The following is a 17,791-nucleotide window of genomic DNA, read 5'->3' as shown; positions in this document are numbered from 1 at the left end:
TGGTTTGAAAGGTTATGGGGCCGCTTCGCCCCGCGTTCAAGTGTGCGCGCCTAGTCGCGCGCCAGCGGGTGATGATCCAGCACCAGTTCCTTGAGCCGTTCTTCAAGCACATGGGTGTAAATCTCGGTGGTCGAGACATCGGCGTGGCCCAGAAACGTCTGGATCGCGCGCAGATCGGCGCCGTTTGCCAAAAGATGCGTCGCAAAGGCGTGGCGCAGAGTGTGAGGCGTCACCTTGTCAGGCGATACTCCGCCTTTGACCGCCAACTCCTTGATCAGCATGTAGAACGCATGCCGCGTCAGATGGCCGGATTTCCCACGCGATGGAAACAGGAACGCCGAGGCGGGTTTGCCCGCCATGCGCGCCGCATCTTCACCGTCCTCGCGGATCTTCAACCAGTCGCGCAGCGCCGCACGGGCAGGCGGTGACAACGGCACCATCCGTTCCTTGCCGCCCTTGCCCCGGATCAGCAACATGCGCGGATCGCCCTTCGCCGCACTCAGCGGCAGCGACACCAATTCGCTGACCCGCATACCGGTGGCGTAAAGCAACTGCATCAGGCAGGTGTTGCGCTTCTTGTCATCCTCGGTGCGCCCGTGGATCAGCGCGGCCTCCAGAAGGCGGTCAACCTCCTCGGTGGAGAGGGTCTTGGGCAGGCGCTTGTCACGCCCGGGCCCGCTGATCTGCACCGCCGGATTGTCGGCGCGAAACCCTTCTTCAAAGCAGAAACGGTAAAGCTGCTTGATCGCCGACAAGCGCCGTGCGCGGGTGGATTTCGCCAGCCCCTGCGCGTCGCAAAAGACGAGATAGGCTTCGACATCGCTCTTTTGCGCGGCACTCAGACCGCTACGCTGCCCGACCAGCCATTCGGTAAAATCCGCCAGATCGCGGGCATAGGCAAGCTGGGTGTTGGTCGCCGCGCCGCGTTCGGCGGCCTGCGCGTCAAGAAAGGCTGAAATCCAAAGCGCGTCGCTCATCGCCGCGCGCTTTCCAGATCGAGGATCGCCAGTTGCAACGCCGCCCGCCGCGCTGTCTCCTCAAGACCGAAGGCGCGCAGGATGTGGATCGACTCGCTCAAGGCGCCGTCATTGCCATCGGCGCCGCTCTCGAATCGCCCGATCGCGATCAGCAAGGCCTCGCCAAGACGGTTCTGCGAGGCCATCCCGGCGACATCCTCGGGCGTTATGAGAGGACCGGACCAGCCCTCGGCCAAAGCGTCGGCATGCGGCATCTCCGGCGGCACGCTCTTTGGCGATTGTCCCAGCGCGATGCTTGCCAGAAACGCCAGATTGGCATCGTCACTGCCGGCCAGACCTGTTGCGGCATCTTCAAAGGCGTCCGACAACAGCCCTGCATACCCGGCGATCCGCGCCGCCCGGTTGCTAAGCGCCAGGCCCTGAAGGCGCGCCGCGAACAGGTTGGAGAACGGCACCAGAAGACCTGCACTGCGCATCTGCGGCCAGACCTTTTCAAGCGCCACCGACACCGCTCCGGCATCGCCGCCGTCGAGTGCCGTTTCAAACCGCTGCAACGCCTCGACCCGGTCCCAGATCCCGCCCGAGGCGGCGCGCTTCTGGTCCGAGTAAACGCCAAGCAACTGGTTGCCGTCGATAGACCCGGCGCGCGCCAGCCGCTCGGCCGCCTGCAATTGCGCGCGCCAACCGGAATCGCCGGTCAGTTCCACGACAGCAAAGGGCAGCGGCAAGGGCGCGGTTGGCAGCGCCTCGCCAATCGCCTCGAACAGGCGAAATTGCAGGGGGGTGGGACGCACGGGTGGGCGCAGGGACTTGGACTCTTCGGCGTATTGCGGATCAAGAAACCGCAACAGCAATTCGCTGTCGAGCTTGGAAAGATGCTCAAGCGCATGGCCGGATTGGTAGATCGTCATCGCCAAGGGGAAATCGCCGCCCCGCGTGGCGCACCAGATGCGCGTCGCCAGATCGCGGCTCAAGGTCGGCTTCTCGTCCAACATCGTGCACAGTGCGCCATCCGTCCCGGTGAGCAATGCAAGATCGAACGCCAGATCGAACAATTCCGGTGTCAGCTCTCCGACCCGCTCGGCCAGCGCCTCTGCCGGCGCGACCAGTCCGTGATCGTAAAGCGCCTTGATGCGGGCGTGCAGCAGCGTCTCGCCGCTGGTGATCAGGGGCGGCGCGGCCTCGGCCAAAAGCAGCGTGTGATACAGCGAATCCAGCGCCGGAACAGAGGGTTGGCGCGTGCGCAACCGCTCGATCAGGGTAACAAGACGTGTCTCGGAGCTGCCTTGCCACAAGGATGCGGGCAAACCCGTGACCGACCCCGGCAACAGTCCGACGCCGCCGATGGAGGGCGCGTCCAGTGATTGCACCTCGACATCGGGAACGGTGGCGCTTTTGGCGACGGGGTTTTCCAGTCTCTCGGGTGCAAGCGTCACAACCGGGGTCACGTCGCGCTGCACGGCAAGCCAGTCGATCGCCGACAATGGCGCCTCTTGCGCCGTCACGGGCAGCGCGGCGACCAACAGGCAGCAAGTGAAGCGCGTGATCTTCATGCCGTTCAATCTGACTCCAGCGTCACCGGTTGGCGGACCTCGGTTTGCGGAGGCGAGAAATCAGCGCCGAAGAACGGCCCGATATAGGCATAAGCCACCAGCGCCACCGCGCCGATGATCAAAAGATAAATCAGCCATTTTATGATCCGCCCCACGACACCCTCGCCCTGCCTTGATTATTTTTCGCAACTTATAACTGGCCTTTTACACAAGATCACGTCATTCAGCCCATAACATCAAGAAATTGGCGGCACTTGGCCGAGTTACAAGGGCGATGCAGGCGAGACTTAGGAAAACAGTGGTTTTGGTCGGCATGATGGGGGCCGGAAAAACCGCTGTGGGCAAGGCCTTGGCCGCGTTGCTTCATGCGCCGTTCATCGATTCGGACGCTGAAATCGAAAAAGCCGCCAACATGACGATTCCTGAAATATTCGAACGCGACGGCGAGCCGTTTTTCCGCCTGAAGGAACATCAGGTGATTTCACGGCTGCTGGAGGAAGAGAGATGCGTGCTCTCCACCGGCGGCGGCGCGTTCATGGCCGAGCAGAACCGTGAGATCATCTCGACCAAGGGCGTGTCGGTCTGGCTCAACGCTGACCGGGATCTGCTGTGGAACCGGGTAAAGCACAAGGACACCCGCCCATTGCTGCGCGTGGCAGACCCGCTGGCGGCGCTGACGCGGCTTTATAACGAACGCGTGCCGGTCTACGCCAAATCCGATCTCAGCGTCACGTCCGAACCCGGCCTGTCGATCGACGACATGGCAAACCGCGTGATCGACGCATTGCGCACGCGCCCTGATGTGCTGGAGGAACTTGCATGACCCAGACCGTTCACGTCCCGCTCGACACGCGCGCCTATGATGTGAGGATCGGGGCCGATCTTCTGGCACGGGCGGGCGCCGAGATCGCACCATTTCTGGCGCGGCGCCGGGTGGCGATCGTGACCGATGCGCATGTCGGCGATCTGCACCTCGCCACCGTGACCCGCGCGCTGGCAGACGAAGGGATCGAGTCGGTCAGCCTGACCTTGCCCGCAGGCGAGGCGACCAAAGGCTGGCCGCAATTCGAGCGCACCGTAGAGTGGCTGCTGGAGCAAAAGATCGAACGCCGGGACGTGGTTATCGCGCTTGGCGGCGGCGTGATCGGCGATCTGGTCGGCTTTGCCGCCGCCGTGCTGCGACGCGGCGTGCGATTTGTGCAAATGCCCACATCTCTGCTCGCTCAGGTCGACAGTTCGGTCGGTGGCAAGACAGGGATCAACGCGCCGCAGGGCAAGAACCTGATCGGCGCATTCCACCAACCGGCGCTGGTGCTGGCGGACATTTCGGTTCTGGACACGCTGCCAAAGCGCGATTTTCTGGCCGGCATGGGCGAGGTGGTGAAATATGGCATGCTGGGCGATGCCGAGTTCTTTCGCTGGCTTGAAGACAACGCCACCCGCATCCTTGCACGCGACCCCGAAGCGCTGGCCCATGCGGTCCGCCGCTCGGTCGAGATGAAGGCCGACATCGTGGTGCGCGACGAGACAGAGCAGGGCGACCGCGCCTTGTTGAACCTGGGCCACACGTTCTGCCACGCGCTCGAGGCGGCGACCGGCTATGGTGATCGGCTGTTGCACGGCGAAGGGGTGGCCATCGGCTGCGCTCTGGCGTTCGAACTGTCGGCCCGCCTGGCCCTGTGTTCTCAGGAAGAACCAAGCCGCGTGCGCCAGGTGCTGAACGAGTTGGGCATGAAAACGACGCTGGCCGATATCGCAGGCGATTTGCCGGACGCGCAGACGTTGATCGCCTTGATGGGACAGGACAAGAAGGTCGTGGACGGGCAGCTGACCTTCGTTCTCGCGCGCGCCATCGGCGAGGCGTTCACCACCTCGGACGTGCCGGCCGACGCGGTGCAAACGCTGCTCCGGGACGCATTGTCCGAGCGGTCGTGAAAAAGGCGCCAGAGCCGGCGCCTTTCAGATCCTAGAACGGAATTTCGTCGTCGATGTCGCGTGCCGGTGCCCGCGCGGGGCCGCTGCCACCGCCGCTCGATCCACCGTAATCGCCGCCGCCGCCGCCATAGTCACCACCGTAATCGCCACCGCCGCTGTCGCTTCCGCCGCCATAGCCACCACCTCCGCCACCTTCGCGACTGTCAAGGAATGTCAGTTCACCTGCATAGGGGCGCAACACGATCTCTGTTGAATAACGATCCTGACCGGACTGGTCCTGCCACTTGCGGGTTTCCAGCTTGCCTTCGATATAAACCTTGGAGCCTTTGCGCAGATATTGCTCTGCCAGCCGCGCCAGGTTCTCGTTGAAGATCGCGACGCTGTGCCACTCGGTCCGTTCGCGCTTTTCTCCGGTGTTGCGGTCTTTCCAGTTCTCCGACGTGGCGATCCGCAGATTGCAGACCTTGCCGCCGTTCTGGAACGTGCGCACCTCGGGGTCGCGCCCCAGATTGCCGATGATAATGACCTTGTTGACTGATCCGGCCATGCTTCCCCCATCTGTTTCGAATCTCTGGCGCAAGGCGCCGTCGCCCGACCCTACACCAGCGTGGTTGCGGGATACCATCAGCTTGTGGTTAAGAAATGATGAGTGCCAAAGGCTGGCGCAAACGCAAGAATCTGATTATACCCTTTCAAAATCTCATGGATAGGACGCGAGCGTATGCGAACGAAAAAGCAGAGATTATGCGCGGTTCTGATCCTCGCGGCCACAGCATGCGCCCATGCGGCAAACGCCGAAGTTCTTTCAACAAAAAACCGTGTCGCGCTATTTTCCAGCCAGACCAAAGTCCTGGATTCGCGCGCATCGCAACAATACAACAGCTCGATTCGCCTCCAGCCGCCAAAGGTCGTCACGCCCACCAAATGGGGCACCACCGATGACGGCACGGTTCCGCAATACCGGGGCCGCTACAAGGGGCTCTATGCCGGGATGGCCCGCAATGCGGCCCGGCGGCATGGCATTCCGGAAGACCTGTTCCTGCGTCTCGTGCAGCAGGAATCGAATTTCAATCCGAATGCACGCTCCCACAAGGGCGCGATCGGTCTGGCACAGCTGATGCCCGCCACCGCGCGCGATCTGCGCGTCAACCCGAACGACCCCGAACAGAACCTCGAAGGTGGCGCGCGCTACCTCAAGGAACAATATCGCGCGTTCGGGCAATGGCCGCTGGCTCTTGCGGCCTACAACGCCGGTCCGGGCGCGGTGCTCAAGCACAAGGGCATCCCGCCCTATCGGGAAACCCTCAATTACGTCAAAACGATCTGGGGGCGGTAAGCCCTAGTCACTCACCTTCGATTTGACCCGCTTGGCCAGCGTCTCCACGTCTTCTGACGAGGCGCGCGGCACGATGCGATAAGCGGCATTCACAAAACAGAACAGCGCAAACGCCAGAAGCCCGAGGCAAATCACCACGACAATGGTCTGGCCAAAGGGTTGCGACGACAGCCAGTTGAACACCTTGTCCATGCCGCCCGCCTCGGACGCGTCATAGGTGAGCGCGGCGACCAGAAAAAACCCGCCGACGATGGTGACGATGACGCCTTGCGCCGCCACACCGGCCTTCAGAACCCAGTTCCAGTTGACGGTGAAATGGTTGGCTTGCAAATTGTCCTGATAGTCTCCGGTGACGGCTTTCTTGAGGTAGTAAAGACCGGCCCCGATCGTCGCCACCGCTCCGGCGCCAACCAGAAACTGGCCCATCGGCAGATCAAGCGCCTTGCGCGTGAGACCGGAAATCCCCGATCCGCCGGTGCCCGTTCCGTAAAGAATGGTAAATGCGGCAATGCCCAAAGCAGCGTGGATCAACCCCGTCACGACCATACCAATGCGCGCGACAATCGCCTTGCCATCCGTGCCATAGGCTTCAAGGTCGAAAATCGCGTCCAGCACGCGCCAGACGCAATAGGCGATAAGCCCGATGGCGATCAGTCCCAGAACGATACCGCCGCCCGGTGTGCCCTGAAGGCGTGACAAAGCCGATTGCGTCCCCTGCGCCGATCCGCCGGACCAGATGGCCCAAAGTGAAATTCCGGCAATTGCCAAATACGTCAATCCGCGCCCGGCATAGCCCGCGCGCATGATCGGAACAGCCCAATCCAGCGCGTCGCCTTGTGATTGTTGGCTCATTGGCGATTTCCTCCATCTGGTTGACAGACCAATCACCAAAACCGCCGAATTGTTCCTTCCTGCCTACATCGGCAGCATCAGCCCGACAGCCCGAACTTGTAAATCTGGGGCAGGAACGCGATGTGCATCGCCGTGCCGACGACGCCGGGCCGGTTGTGGCGATAAAGCGAGCGCCAGTAGGGCTGGATGGTCACGCCTTCCTCGATCATGATCGCCTGCAACTTGCCCATCACCTCGCGGCGCTTGTCGACATCGGCAATCGAGTTCGCCTCGGCCAGCAGTGCGTCGAATTCCGGGTTGGAAAAACCGGTTTCATTCCACGCCTCGCCGCTGCGATAGGCCAGCGCAAGCGTCTGAACCCCAAGCGGGCGGTGCACCCAGTTGGTCGAGCTGAACGGCAGATCCACCCATTGCGTCCAATAGGTCGCGCCTGTGAGGATCGTGCGTTTCACCTTGATCCCGGCATCGCGCAGCTGGGCCGCCACCGCATCGGTGGTGTTGTTGCGCCAGTCGTCGTCGATGGACATCAACTCGTGTTCGTAATCGCCCATCCCGGCCTCGTCCATCAAGGCCTTGGCCTTGGCGGGATCGACGGGAATGCGCTTGACGCTGTCATTATATTCCGGATGCACAGGGGCGACATGATGATTGTCCGCCGGAACTCCGCGTCCGGCATAGCCGAGCTCCAGGCACACCTCGTTGTCCACCGCCATCGCCAATGCCTGCCGCACCCGCTTGTCCGCATAGGGTTTCAGACCGTCGATCTCGGCCCGCTGGTTGGGGCGAATGCAGATCGTCGCCCCGGTGACGACTTCGGTGCGCTCAAAGCCGATGGCGTCCAAAACATCGACAAATGCGCCGACGCTTTCGTAGAACGTGTCCACTTCATCGGCTTCCGCAGCCGCCAGCCATGCCGCGGGATCGATGCCGTAATCGATAAATTCGATCCGGTCGAGGTAAAAGCCGCCTTCCTCGAACGCGTCATTGCCCCACCACGGATGCTCGCCTTTGGCCAGCACGGCCTTCACGCCGACCTCAAGGCTTTCGACCACCATCGGTCCCGTTCCGACCAGCTCGGACAGGGGGGCTTCGGCATCGTAGCTCTCATGCGTCACCGCGGCGGGATAATCGGCCATGCCGGCGATGATGGTGATGTCGGGCTTGGGCAGGTTCAAACGCAGCGTGTGGCTGTCAATGATCTCGATCGCGCCCTCGGCCACCCTGTTGGTGGCATCATCCACCAGCGTCGCCATGCGCGCGGCCATCGAGTTGCCCTCGACATCCTTTTCGCACCAGCGCTCGATCATGCGCGCCACATCCGCCGAGGTGAACTCGTCGCCATTGCTCCAGCTCACGCCCTGCCGCACGTTCAGCGTGTACTGCGTGGCGTCGTCATTGACCTCCCATGTCTCGAGCAACATGCCCCGGAAGGTGCCGTCGGAATTGTATTCAACCAGATACTCCAGCGTGCCTGCGGTGACATAGGCCATCTGGGTCCAATCATAGGTGCGCGGATCCTTGTGCGGCCGCACCTCCATCTGCATCCGCAATGTTCCACCCGGCTGCACATCGGGCGCCGCCTGCGCCGGGCCGGGCAGTCCGGCCAACGCGCAGGCCGCGCCTGCGCTGACGCCCAGCATGGTGGTGCGGGCCAGGAATTCGCGCCGGTCCATATGGCCTTGCCGGAACTCGCGCGCGTAAAGCTCCGCCGCCGGATGGCCTGATCGCGTCCTTGTGCCCTGCGTCATCTGTGTCTCCCCTGTGATCCGGCCAAGTCGCGCCCGGTGCCGTCTTCATCATAGCGCCCGAGTCCGCAAGCGCCGTCAATCGGCAGATCGGACAATTGAGCGTCAAAAGCGCGATATGGCGTTAAACTTAATGCGAGGTGCAGCTTTTCACAACGGACGCACCGCGCCTGATCAGATCAGGCTCTGCGCGGACACGCTTTGCCAATCGCCCATCCGCGCGCGAAACCAGGTGCGCTGGCGCTTGGCGAACTGCCGCGTCAGGATGGCGGCGCGCGTGGCGGCTTCCTCCGGCGTCATGTCGCCGTCCAGCACGGCCATCAACTCTGCCGCGCCGATGGCCTTGGAGGAGGGAAGGTCGGGTGACCACGCTGCCCTGTTCGCGCGCGCTTCCTCCATCGCGCCGCCCTGCATCATCCGCGCGAACCGCGCCTCGATCCTTGGCGTGAGCCAGTCCTTGGGTGCGTCGATGACCAACGCATGTGCCTCGGCGCGCGACAGCCGCGGCGGCGGCGTCGCATCTTGCCACTCCGCCAATCCGGTGCCGGTCGCGGCCAGAACCTCCCAGGCGCGCTGCACACGCATCGGGTTCGCAAGATCGATCCGCGCCCGTGTCCCGGCATCCAACGCGTCGATCAACGCCTCGTGCCCATGGCGCGCGATCCGCGCCATCGCGTCGGTGCGCACATGCGGCGGTGTCTCGGGGATCTGTGCCAACCCGGTCGTCAGCGCGGTGAAATACAGACCTGTGCCGCCCACGATGATCGGCCGTGCCGCCCCCGCCAGCCACGGTTCCAGATCGCGCAGCCAGTCGCCCACGGAATAGGGCACATGACCCGCGACATGCCCATAAAGCGCATGTTCGGCGCGCGCCTCGTCCTCGGGCGACGGGCGCGCCGTCAGAACGCGCCAGTTCTCGTAAACCTGAATCGCGTCGGCGTTGACGATCACCCCGCCTTGCGTCTCCGCAATCCGCAGCGCCAGTTCGGATTTGCCACTGGCCGTCGGTCCCGCGATGAGCACCGGACGCGCCGGATCAAGGCTCTCGATCAGCTCTGACATAGCGCTCATGCGTGCTGTTACCCCTGTGGCCGTCCGCCCGGCACAGCCCATTTCACCGCGCCGCACGAGTTGACCTTGCTCCTATGCCGGATTTGCGACATTTTGCACAGGATTTTAGACCGCCCACCCAACGGAGCGCAACATGCCAGTCACCGACACTCTCGATCCGAAATACAAACGTGTCATGCTCAAGATATCGGGCGAGGCTTTGATGGGCGACCAGGGATACGGCCTGCACCCGCCCACTGTCGAACGCATCGCGCGCGAAGTGAAATCGGTGCACGACATGGGCGTCGAGATCTGCATGGTGATCGGCGGCGGCAACATCTTTCGCGGGCTGGCCGGGTCGGCGCAGGGCATGGAACGCACCACCGCCGACTACATGGGGATGCTCGCCACCGTGATGAACGCGCTGGCGGTGCAATCAGCGCTCGAGGGCCTCGGCGTCTTTACCCGCGTCATCAGCGCCATTCGCATGGACGAGGTGGCCGAGCCCTACATCCGCCGCCGCGCCGTGCGCCACCTTGAGAAAAAGCGCGTCTGCATCTTTGCCGCCGGAACCGGCAACCCGTATTTCACCACCGACACCGCCGCCACGCTGCGCGCCAATGAAATGGCCTGCGAGGCGATCTTCAAAGGCACCAAGGTCGATGGCGTCTACGACAGGGATCCCGTCAAGCACGCCAACGCCAAACGCTACGACCGCGTGACCTATGACGAGGTTTTGCAAAAGCACCTTGGGGTGATGGATGCCTCGGCCATTGCATTGGCGCGCGACAACAGCCTGCCGATCATCGTGTTCTCGCTGGATGAACCGGGCGGCTTCCGCGGTATCCTTTCGGGGCAGGGAACCTACACCATCGTGCACGGCGGCCCACTCGTTCCATTGCACGGCGAGGCGGTCTGAACACAGCCCATAGCGCGCGCCGCGTTAGGCGCTATACTTTCGCGCACACGTCGCCTAGAACAGAATACAAAGCAAAAAACCGATCTTGAGGGCCACATGGCAGACGATTTTCTTCTCGACACCGACGATCTGAAACGCCGCATGGATGGCGCGATGACGAACCTGCGCACCGAATTCGCGTCGCTTCGGACCGGACGGGCCAGCGCCTCGATGTTGGAGCCGGTGATGGTCGATGCCTATGGCAGCATGACCCCGATCAACCAGGTCGGCACCGTCAACGTGCCCGAGCCGCGCATGGTCACGATCAATGTCTGGGACAAGGGGCTTGTCGGCAAGGTCGAAAAGGCCATCCGCGAAAGCGGCCTGGGCATCAACCCGCAGCTCAACGGCACCATCATCATGCTGCCGATCCCCGAACTCAACGAGGAACGCCGCCGCGAACTGACCAAGGTCGCCGGTCAATACGCCGAGCACGCCCGCGTGTCGGTCCGCAACATCCGCCGCGACGGGATGGACCAGATCAAGAAGGCCAAGAATGACGGCATGTCCGAGGACGATCAGAAATTCTGGGAAACCGAGGTTCAGGAACTGACCGACGAATATATCAAGCGGGTCGATGCGTTCCTTGAGACCAAACAGGAAGAGATCATGCAGGTCTGAGGATCGCGCGGGAAGGACATCTCACAATGGCAAAGCCTCAGCCAAAGCAAGGTGGTGACGGTCCACGCCACGTGGCAATCATCATGGACGGCAACGGGCGCTGGGCGACCCAGCGTGGACGCCCCCGCCTGTTCGGCCATCAGGCCGGCGCCCGCCGGGTCCGCGAGATCGTCGAGGCGTGCCCTGATATGGGTGTCGATTACCTGACCGTCTTTGCCTTTTCGACCGAGAACTGGAAACGCACGCAGTCCGAAGTGGCGGGTCTGATGAACCTCTTTCGCCGCTACATCACCCGCGAAGCCAAGGCGCTCAAGGCGAATGATGTCTGCGTGCGCTTCATCGGTGACCGCCTGCGGCTCGACACCAAGCTGGTGTCGATGATGGACGAACTCGAGGCGCTGACGCTTGATTGCAAGACCGTCAACCTGACGATCGCCATCAATTACGGCGGCCGCGACGAGGTCGCGCGTGCCACCAAGCGGCTTGCACGCGACGTGGCGACCGGGCGGCTCGATCCTGAGAAAGTGGATGAAGAAACGCTCCCAAAGTACCTGGACACCTGCGTTTTACCTGATCCTGACCTTGTGATCCGCACCAGTGGAGAGGCGCGCATCTCCAACTTCCTGCTCTGGCAGTCGGCCTATTCCGAATACGAATTCATCGACACGCTCTGGCCCGATTTCTCGGCCGAGGAATTTCGCACCGTGGTGGGCCAATACGGCACGCGCGAGCGCAGATACGGCGCGGTGCCCGCATGAGCGGCGGGCGTTGGGATGATCTCGCGCCGCGCCTGATCTCGGCGGTGGCGATGGTCGGGATCGGCGCGCTCGGCGTCTGGCTGGGCGGGCTGTGGTTCCACGCCATGATCGCGATCATCGTCGGAATGATGGTCTGGGAACTTGCCGTCATGCTCGATGCCGACCGCAACCGCTCGCCGATCTGGCTGGGGCTGCTTTCCGGGGTGATCGCAATGGTCTCGATCGAGCTTCCGGGCGCCTTTGCACTGCCGCTGCTGATGCTGCCCTCGATGGCCGGGCTCGGCGCAATGACGCGGGGCGGCGTGACCTTTGCCGTCTTTACCGCACTCATTCTGCTTGCGGGATATGGGTTGATGGCGCTGCGCGATGACTTTGGCCTGACATGGATGGTCTGGTTGCTCCTGGTTGTCGTCGTGACCGATATCGCGGGCTATTTCGCCGGACGCCTGATCGGCGGGCCGAAACTCTGGCCACGCGTCAGCCCCAAGAAAACATGGTCCGGAACCAGCGCGGGGTGGGTCGGCGCGGCGATTGTCGCGATTCTGTTCGCGGGCGTCACAGAGGCCGGCGCCGGCCTTATCGGCGTCAGTATCGCCGTCAGCATGGCCAGCCAGATCGGTGACATCGCCGAAAGCGCCATCAAGCGGCAGGTCGGCGTCAAGGACAGTTCCAACCTCATTCCGGGTCACGGCGGGTTGCTCGACCGGTTCGACGGGATGCTGGGTGCCGCGATCTTCATCGTGATCGCCGGTCAGCTCATCGGGTTTCCTCCGGGCACACCATGAAGCGTATCACCATTCTGGGAGCCACCGGCTCGATCGGGCAGAACACGCTCGACCTGATCGGGCGTGACGCCGACGCCTACAAGGTGGTCGCCCTGACCGGTGGGCAGAATATCGACCAGCTGGCCCGCGACGCGATCCGCTTTCGCGCTGACATCGCCGTCACCGCCGATCCGGCGCGATACCCCGACCTGAAGGCAGCGCTTGCCGGTACCGGCATAAAGGCCGCAGCGGGACCGGAGGCCTTGAGCGACGCCGCCGCGCGCCCGGCCGATTGGGTCATGTCGTCGATCGTCGGATCAGCCGGGCTCGCTCCCGGCCTCAGCGCGCTCGGGCAGGGCGCAACGCTGGCGCTGGCCAACAAGGAAAGCATGGTCTGCGCCGGCCCCCTGATGCTTGCCGCCGCGCGCGCACACGGGGCGACGATCCTGCCGGTCGATAGTGAACATTCCGCTGTTTTTCAGGCACTTATAGGCGAAGATTTAAGTGCCGTGGAAAGAGTGATCATCACCGCCTCCGGCGGCGCGTTCCGCGACTGGCCGCTGGCCGAACTTGCCAACGCAACGCCGGAACAGGCCGCGACGCACCCCAATTGGGACATGGGACAACGGATCACGATAGACAGCGCATCCATGTTTAACAAGGCTTTGGAGTTGATTGAAACAAAAGAGTTTTTCGGATTGTCAGCTGACAAGATCGAGGCCGTGGTACACCCGGAATCGATGATCCACGCCCTTGTGGGTTTTCGCGACGGGGCGCTGATGGCGCATGTCGGACCGCCCGATATGCGCCACGCCATCGGCTTTGCGCTGCACTACCCCGACCGCCGCGCGCTTCCGGTCGAACGGCTCGACCTGGTCGCTCTGGGCCAACTCACCTTCCGCCCCGCCTGTGAGACCCGCTGGCCCGCGCTGCGCCTGGCGCGCGAGGTCATGGCGGCGGGTGGTCTGGCGGGGGCCGTGTTCAACGCCGCGAAGGAACGCGCGCTTGACGGATTTCTGGCCCGCGACATCGGTTTCCTGCAAATCGCAGAGGTCGTGGAAGAGGTGCTGACCCGCGTTTCGGCCCAACCAGGCCACATTGATGCCGCCATCACCCTTGATAACGTGATGCAAGCAGACCATCTCGCTCGGGTACGGGCCGAAGAAATCATACACCAAAAAAGGGGTTGAGCCTTGGATATTGCAGCGATGCTGCCGCAATTCGGTAGCGTGATCTGGACCGTTCTGGCCTTTGTGATCGCGCTGTCGGTCATTGTCGCGATTCACGAATACGGCCATTACATCGTCGGCCGTTGGTCGGGCATTGACGCGGATGTGTTCTCGCTGGGGTTTGGCCCGGTGCTCTATTCCCGTATCGACAAACGCGGCACCAAATGGCAGTTCGCGCTGCTTCCGCTGGGCGGCTACGTCAAGTTCCGGGGCGACAGCAACGCCTCCGGCGGCAAGGACGAGGACGCCATGTCCGATCTTTCCGAGGCCGAGCGTCGCCGCACCATGAACGGCGCGCCGCTCTGGGCGCGCGCCGCCACCGTCGCTGCCGGGCCGATATTCAACTTCGCGCTGTCGATCCTCATCTTCACCGGCGTTTTTATGCTGCGGGGCGATGTGACCGATCCGGTCAAAGTGGGCGAATTGCGCGCCGTCCCGTCGCAGAACGAACTGCAAGTCGGTGATGAACTGGTGCAGATTCAAGGGATTGATCTGCCCGCGTTTGACGACGGCGACCAATTCGAGGCGCTGATGGATGCGCTGCCGATGCAGGCCAATCTGGATTATACCATCCGCCGCAACGGCACCGAGCAAGTTGTCAGCGGGCCATATGTCTATCCCCCCGTCGCCACCCAGATCATCCCGCGCTCTGCCGCCGATGATGCAGGCTTCCGCCCCGGAGATATCGTCACGGCAGTCAACGGACAGGACATTTTCGCCTTCGAACAGTTGCGCAATGCGGTCGAGGGGTCCGAGGGGGCGACGATTGATCTGCAAGTCTGGCGCGATGGCGAATTTCGCGACCTGCAACTGACGCCGCGCCGCACCGACGAGCCGCAACCCGACGGGTCGTTCAAGGCGGCCTACCGGATGGGGGTGGTCGGCGGCATGTTCTTTGAACCGGCAACCGAATTCGTCGGCCCCGGCGCTGCATTTGTCTCCGGCGTTCAGCAAACCGGGCGCATCATCCAAGGGTCATTGTCGGGCCTGTGGCACATGATCACCGGCGCGATCAGCACCTGCAACCTCTCCGGGCCCATCGGAATTGCGGAAACCTCGGGCTCGATGGCGTCCCAGGGCACCGCCAGCTTCATCTGGTTCATCGCGGTGCTCAGCACCGCCGTCGGCCTGCTCAACCTGTTTCCGATTCCGGTGCTTGATGGCGGTCACCTTGTGTTTCACGCCTACGAAGCCGTGCGGGGCCGTCCGCCCAGCGACAAGGCGCTGCGGGTGATGATGGCGATCGGTCTGACGCTTCTGCTTTCCCTGATGCTGTTTGCGCTGGCAAACGATCTGTTCTGCTAGGATTGTTCAGGGCAGCGGCGCCGATGTCGCATAATCGTCACAATCGGCGTCAGAATGCTGACACATTTTCCGGCGATACCAGCGACAGACCCGTCAGAAGAGGTGTGTCATGCAAGCAATTCAGGAAGGCTATCGCGGCTTCAGCGTGCTGTTGTCCGTCAATTGGGACCGGCTATATTACTGCCTTGCAATCGTCTGCGCGCTGTTTCTGGGGTCGTTCTTTGGCACCGTGATGATTGAGCTTATGTCACAACCCTCGATTCACTGACCGCAAAGGGCTTTGCGCTTTTGACAAGTCACGGCAATCTCGGTACTCACTTCTGAAAAGAATGTCCGAGTAGGTTGCCAACAATGACACATAAAACAGGCGGGCAGGTGGCGCGGCAAGCAGTGCGCAAGTCTTCCCTTCGCCCACTTCTGACCGCAGCGTCGGTTGCCCTTTCCGTAGGATATCTTGCCGCGCCCGACATGGCGCTGGCTCAGGACTTCCGGTTCAACGCCATCACGATCGAGGGCAACCAGCGGATCGAGGCGGGCACAATCGCCAATTACATCGGTGTCGCGCGCGGTGAAACGGTCTCCGCCGCCGAGTTGAACGACGGCTATCAGCGGGTTCTCGCCTCCGGCCTGTTCGAAACCGTCGAGATCGAACCGCGCGGCAACACGCTTGTCGTGCGCGTTGTCGAATACCCCACCGTCAACCGCATCACCTACGAGGGCAACGCACGCATCGACGACGACATGCTTGCCAGCATCGTGCAATCCGAACCGCGTCGCGTGTTCAGCCCGTCCACCGCCGAGGCCGACGCCGCGCGCATCACCGAAGCCTATTCGCAGCAAGGCCGTATCGCCGCGCGGGTGCAGCCCAAGGTGATCCGCCGCTCCGACAACCGCGTCGATCTGGTGTTCGAAGTGTTCGAGGGTGGCGTCTCCGAGGTCGAGCGCATCGGCTTTGCCGGCAACCGGAAATTCAGCGACCGCCGCTTGCGCCGCGTTCTGGAAACCAAGCAGGCCGGCCTCTTCCGCGCATTGGTGCAAAGCGACACATTCATCGAGGATCGCATCGAATTTGACCGCCAGGTGTTGCGCGATTTCTACCAGTCGCGCGGCTATGTCGATTTTCGCACCACCGGCGTCAATGCCGAGCTGAGCCAGGAACGCGACGGCTATTTCATCACCTTCAACGTCGAAGAGGGCCAGCAGTTCAAATTCGGTCAGGTCACAGCATCGTCCGATCTTCCCGAAGTTGACGCGGATGTGTTCCAGAACGCGCTCCGTCTGCGCTCGGGCCGGGTCTACTCGCCCACGGCCGTCGAGAACGAGATCGTCCGTCTGGAACGTCTGGCGATCCGCGAGGGGCTGAACTTCGTGCGCGTCGAACCGCGCGTCACGCGCAACGACCGCGATCTAACGCTGGATGTCGAATTCCTGCTGACGCGCGGCGAACGTGTGTTCGTCGAACGCATCGACATCGAAGGCAACACCACCACGCTCGACCGCGTCGTGCGCCGCCAGTTCCGCCTGGTGGAAGGCGACCCGTTCAATCCGCGCGAAATCCGCGAAAGCGCCGAACGTGTCCGCGCGCTTGGCTTCTTCGGCGACGCGCAGGTCGAAGCGCGCGAGGGATCGACCCCGCAACAGGTCATCATCGACGTCGATGTCGAGGAACAGCCGACAGGCTCCCTCAGCTTTGGTGGCTCCTATTCGACGGGCAGCGGCTTCGGCGCTGCGATCACCTTCCGCGAACGCAACTTCCTGGGCCGTGGCCAACAGCTCGGGCTAGGCGTGACAACCGGTGTCGATACGTCGAACTACACGTTCAGCTTTACCGAACCGGCCTTCCTGGGCCGCGATCTGGCGTGGAATTTCAACCTCAATTACCTTGAGACAGACAATTCCGACGCCGAATTCGATACCACCATCGGTAATTTCTCGACCGGCTTCACCTTCCCTGTCTCCGAGAACGGTCGCCTCAGCCTGCGCTACGGCGCGCGCTATTCCGAGATCACCGATCTGGCAACCGACGTTGGTGAGATCATTCGCGCCGAAGCCGCGAAGGGCGAGGTGTGGGACAGCTTTGTCGGCTACCGCTACAGCTATGACACGCGCCGCGCCGGGCTGAATCCCAACGCCGGTGTGCTGTTTGAATTCGGTCAGGATTTCGGCGGAATTGGTGGCGACAACACCTATATCGAATCGACCTTGCGCACCATCGCCCAGACCAAGGTGATGAGCGACGAAGTCACCTTGCGCGCCACGTTCGAGGCCGGCGCCCTCAGCTATTCGGAAGGCGCCTCGCGCGTCACCGACCGGTTTGCGCTCGGCTCAAGCCGGATGCGCGGCTTTGAAGGCGGCGGCATTGGACCGCGCGAGGTTGGCCCCGGCGACGTGAACGACGCGCTTGGCGGCAATTACTTCGCAGTGGCCCGGTTCGAGGCGGAATTCCCGCTGCCTCTGCCCGAGGAATACGGCATCTCGGGTGGCGTGTTTTACGACATCGGCAGCCTTTGGGGCCTGGAAGACACCAACGACAACGTGCTTTACGAAGATTTCACCGCGCGCCAGTCGGTCGGTATTTCCGTCTTCTGGACCACGCCCCTTGGCCCCTTGCGGTTCAACTTCAGCGAAGCGGTCAGCAAGGAAACGTTCGATGAGGAACAGAATTTCGATCTGACCATTTCGACCCAGTTCTAGATGCGCACCCTTTT

The 17,791-nt window shown here is 62.6% G+C and carries 18 protein-coding genes; 11 read left to right on the top strand and 7 right to left on the bottom strand.

Annotated elements, in window-relative coordinates:
• Window positions 1-50: 50 nt before the first annotated feature.
• From ACGKZZ_RS12845 to ACGKZZ_RS12835, 3 genes are read right to left on the bottom strand one after another with little or no spacing between them, the layout of a single operon-like run.
• Window positions 51-977, bottom strand: a complete 927-nt coding sequence (locus tag ACGKZZ_RS12845) for a site-specific tyrosine recombinase XerD (protein ID WP_411223978.1) — start codon at window positions 975-977, stop codon at window positions 51-53.
• Window positions 974-2,530 carry a hypothetical protein gene (locus ACGKZZ_RS12840; protein WP_411223977.1) on the bottom strand — a complete coding sequence of 519 codons (1,557 nt, stop codon included), beginning with the start codon at window positions 2,528-2,530 and terminating at the stop codon, window positions 974-976. Before ACGKZZ_RS12840 ends, ACGKZZ_RS12845 begins: the two co-directional genes overlap by 4 nt.
• Before the next feature lie 5 nt (window positions 2,531-2,535).
• Window positions 2,536-2,685 carry a hypothetical protein gene (locus ACGKZZ_RS12835; RefSeq protein WP_411223976.1) on the bottom strand — a complete coding sequence of 50 codons (150 nt, stop codon included), beginning with the start codon at window positions 2,683-2,685 and terminating at the stop codon, window positions 2,536-2,538.
• A gap of 119 nt (window positions 2,686-2,804) precedes the next feature.
• On the opposite strand from ACGKZZ_RS12835, the gene ACGKZZ_RS12830 reads away from it, so the two are divergent.
• Entirely contained in the window at window positions 2,805-3,353 is a 549-nt protein-coding gene (locus ACGKZZ_RS12830) for a shikimate kinase (protein ID WP_411223975.1), read from the top strand.
• On the top strand, window positions 3,350-4,465 hold the full coding sequence (gene aroB, locus ACGKZZ_RS12825; protein ID WP_411223974.1) for a 3-dehydroquinate synthase: 1,116 nt from the start codon (window positions 3,350-3,352) through the stop codon (window positions 4,463-4,465). Before ACGKZZ_RS12830 ends, aroB begins: the two co-directional genes overlap by 4 nt.
• A 31-nt stretch (window positions 4,466-4,496) precedes the next feature.
• Here the strand turns inward: aroB and ssb are convergent, their stop codons facing one another.
• The gene (gene ssb, locus ACGKZZ_RS12820; RefSeq protein ID WP_411223973.1) at window positions 4,497-5,012 is read right to left on the bottom strand and encodes a single-stranded DNA-binding protein; all 516 of its coding nucleotides are present in this window, start codon (window positions 5,010-5,012) and stop codon (window positions 4,497-4,499) included.
• A 174-nt stretch (window positions 5,013-5,186) separates the two neighbouring features.
• Here ssb and ACGKZZ_RS12815 point away from each other — a divergent pair, with 174 nt between their 5' ends.
• Entirely contained in the window at window positions 5,187-5,801 is a 615-nt protein-coding gene (locus ACGKZZ_RS12815) for a lytic transglycosylase domain-containing protein (RefSeq protein ID WP_411223972.1), read from the top strand.
• Between the two features lie 3 nt (window positions 5,802-5,804).
• Here the strand turns inward: ACGKZZ_RS12815 and ACGKZZ_RS12810 are convergent, their stop codons facing one another.
• The 3 genes from ACGKZZ_RS12810 to miaA all read right to left on the bottom strand — a co-directional run bounded on the left by ACGKZZ_RS12810 (window position 5,805) and on the right by miaA (window position 9,469).
• A complete protein-coding gene (locus ACGKZZ_RS12810; RefSeq protein WP_411223971.1) occupies window positions 5,805-6,653 on the bottom strand; it encodes a DUF1206 domain-containing protein in 849 nt (282 codons plus the stop codon).
• Window positions 6,654-6,730: 77 nt separating this feature from the next.
• Window positions 6,731-8,401, bottom strand: coding sequence for an ABC transporter substrate-binding protein (locus tag ACGKZZ_RS12805; protein WP_411223970.1), 1,671 nt, complete (start codon window positions 8,399-8,401; stop codon window positions 6,731-6,733).
• A gap of 171 nt (window positions 8,402-8,572) precedes the next feature.
• On the bottom strand, window positions 8,573-9,469 hold the full coding sequence (gene miaA / locus ACGKZZ_RS12800; protein WP_411223969.1) for a tRNA (adenosine(37)-N6)-dimethylallyltransferase MiaA: 897 nt from the start codon (window positions 9,467-9,469) through the stop codon (window positions 8,573-8,575).
• Window positions 9,470-9,602: 133 nt separating this feature from the next.
• On the opposite strand from miaA, the gene pyrH reads away from it, so the two are divergent.
• From pyrH to bamA, 8 genes are all read left to right on the top strand, one after another.
• Complete coding sequence (gene pyrH, locus ACGKZZ_RS12795; protein ID WP_411223968.1) at window positions 9,603-10,367, top strand: UMP kinase; 765 nt, start codon at window positions 9,603-9,605, stop codon at window positions 10,365-10,367.
• 96 nt (window positions 10,368-10,463) lie between these two features.
• A complete protein-coding gene (gene frr, locus ACGKZZ_RS12790) occupies window positions 10,464-11,027 on the top strand; it encodes a ribosome recycling factor (protein ID WP_411223967.1) in 564 nt (187 codons plus the stop codon).
• A gap of 26 nt (window positions 11,028-11,053) precedes the next feature.
• The gene (uppS, locus tag ACGKZZ_RS12785; protein WP_411223966.1) at window positions 11,054-11,785 is read left to right on the top strand and encodes a polyprenyl diphosphate synthase; all 732 of its coding nucleotides are present in this window, start codon (window positions 11,054-11,056) and stop codon (window positions 11,783-11,785) included.
• Window positions 11,782-12,570: a phosphatidate cytidylyltransferase gene (locus ACGKZZ_RS12780; RefSeq protein WP_411223965.1), complete on the top strand. Its 789-nt coding sequence runs from the start codon at window positions 11,782-11,784 to the stop codon at window positions 12,568-12,570. Before uppS ends, ACGKZZ_RS12780 begins: the two co-directional genes overlap by 4 nt.
• On the top strand, window positions 12,567-13,739 hold the full coding sequence (gene dxr, locus ACGKZZ_RS12775; protein WP_411223964.1) for a 1-deoxy-D-xylulose-5-phosphate reductoisomerase: 1,173 nt from the start codon (window positions 12,567-12,569) through the stop codon (window positions 13,737-13,739). Before ACGKZZ_RS12780 ends, dxr begins: the two co-directional genes overlap by 4 nt.
• 3 nt (window positions 13,740-13,742) lie before the next feature.
• A complete protein-coding gene (gene rseP, locus ACGKZZ_RS12770; protein ID WP_411223963.1) occupies window positions 13,743-15,083 on the top strand; it encodes an RIP metalloprotease RseP in 1,341 nt (446 codons plus the stop codon).
• Between the two features lie 109 nt (window positions 15,084-15,192).
• Window positions 15,193-15,351 carry a hypothetical protein gene (locus tag ACGKZZ_RS12765; RefSeq protein ID WP_411223962.1) on the top strand — a complete coding sequence of 53 codons (159 nt, stop codon included), beginning with the start codon at window positions 15,193-15,195 and terminating at the stop codon, window positions 15,349-15,351.
• A gap of 83 nt (window positions 15,352-15,434) precedes the next feature.
• Window positions 15,435-17,777, top strand: coding sequence for an outer membrane protein assembly factor BamA (bamA, locus tag ACGKZZ_RS12760; protein ID WP_411223961.1), 2,343 nt, complete (start codon window positions 15,435-15,437; stop codon window positions 17,775-17,777).
• Window positions 17,778-17,791: the final 14 nt, after the last annotated feature.

Source organism: Marivita sp. S2033 (assembly GCF_046592965.1).
Lineage (GTDB): Bacteria > Pseudomonadota > Alphaproteobacteria > Rhodobacterales > Rhodobacteraceae > Marivita.
This window is presented reverse-complemented; position numbering and strand designations above follow the sequence as displayed.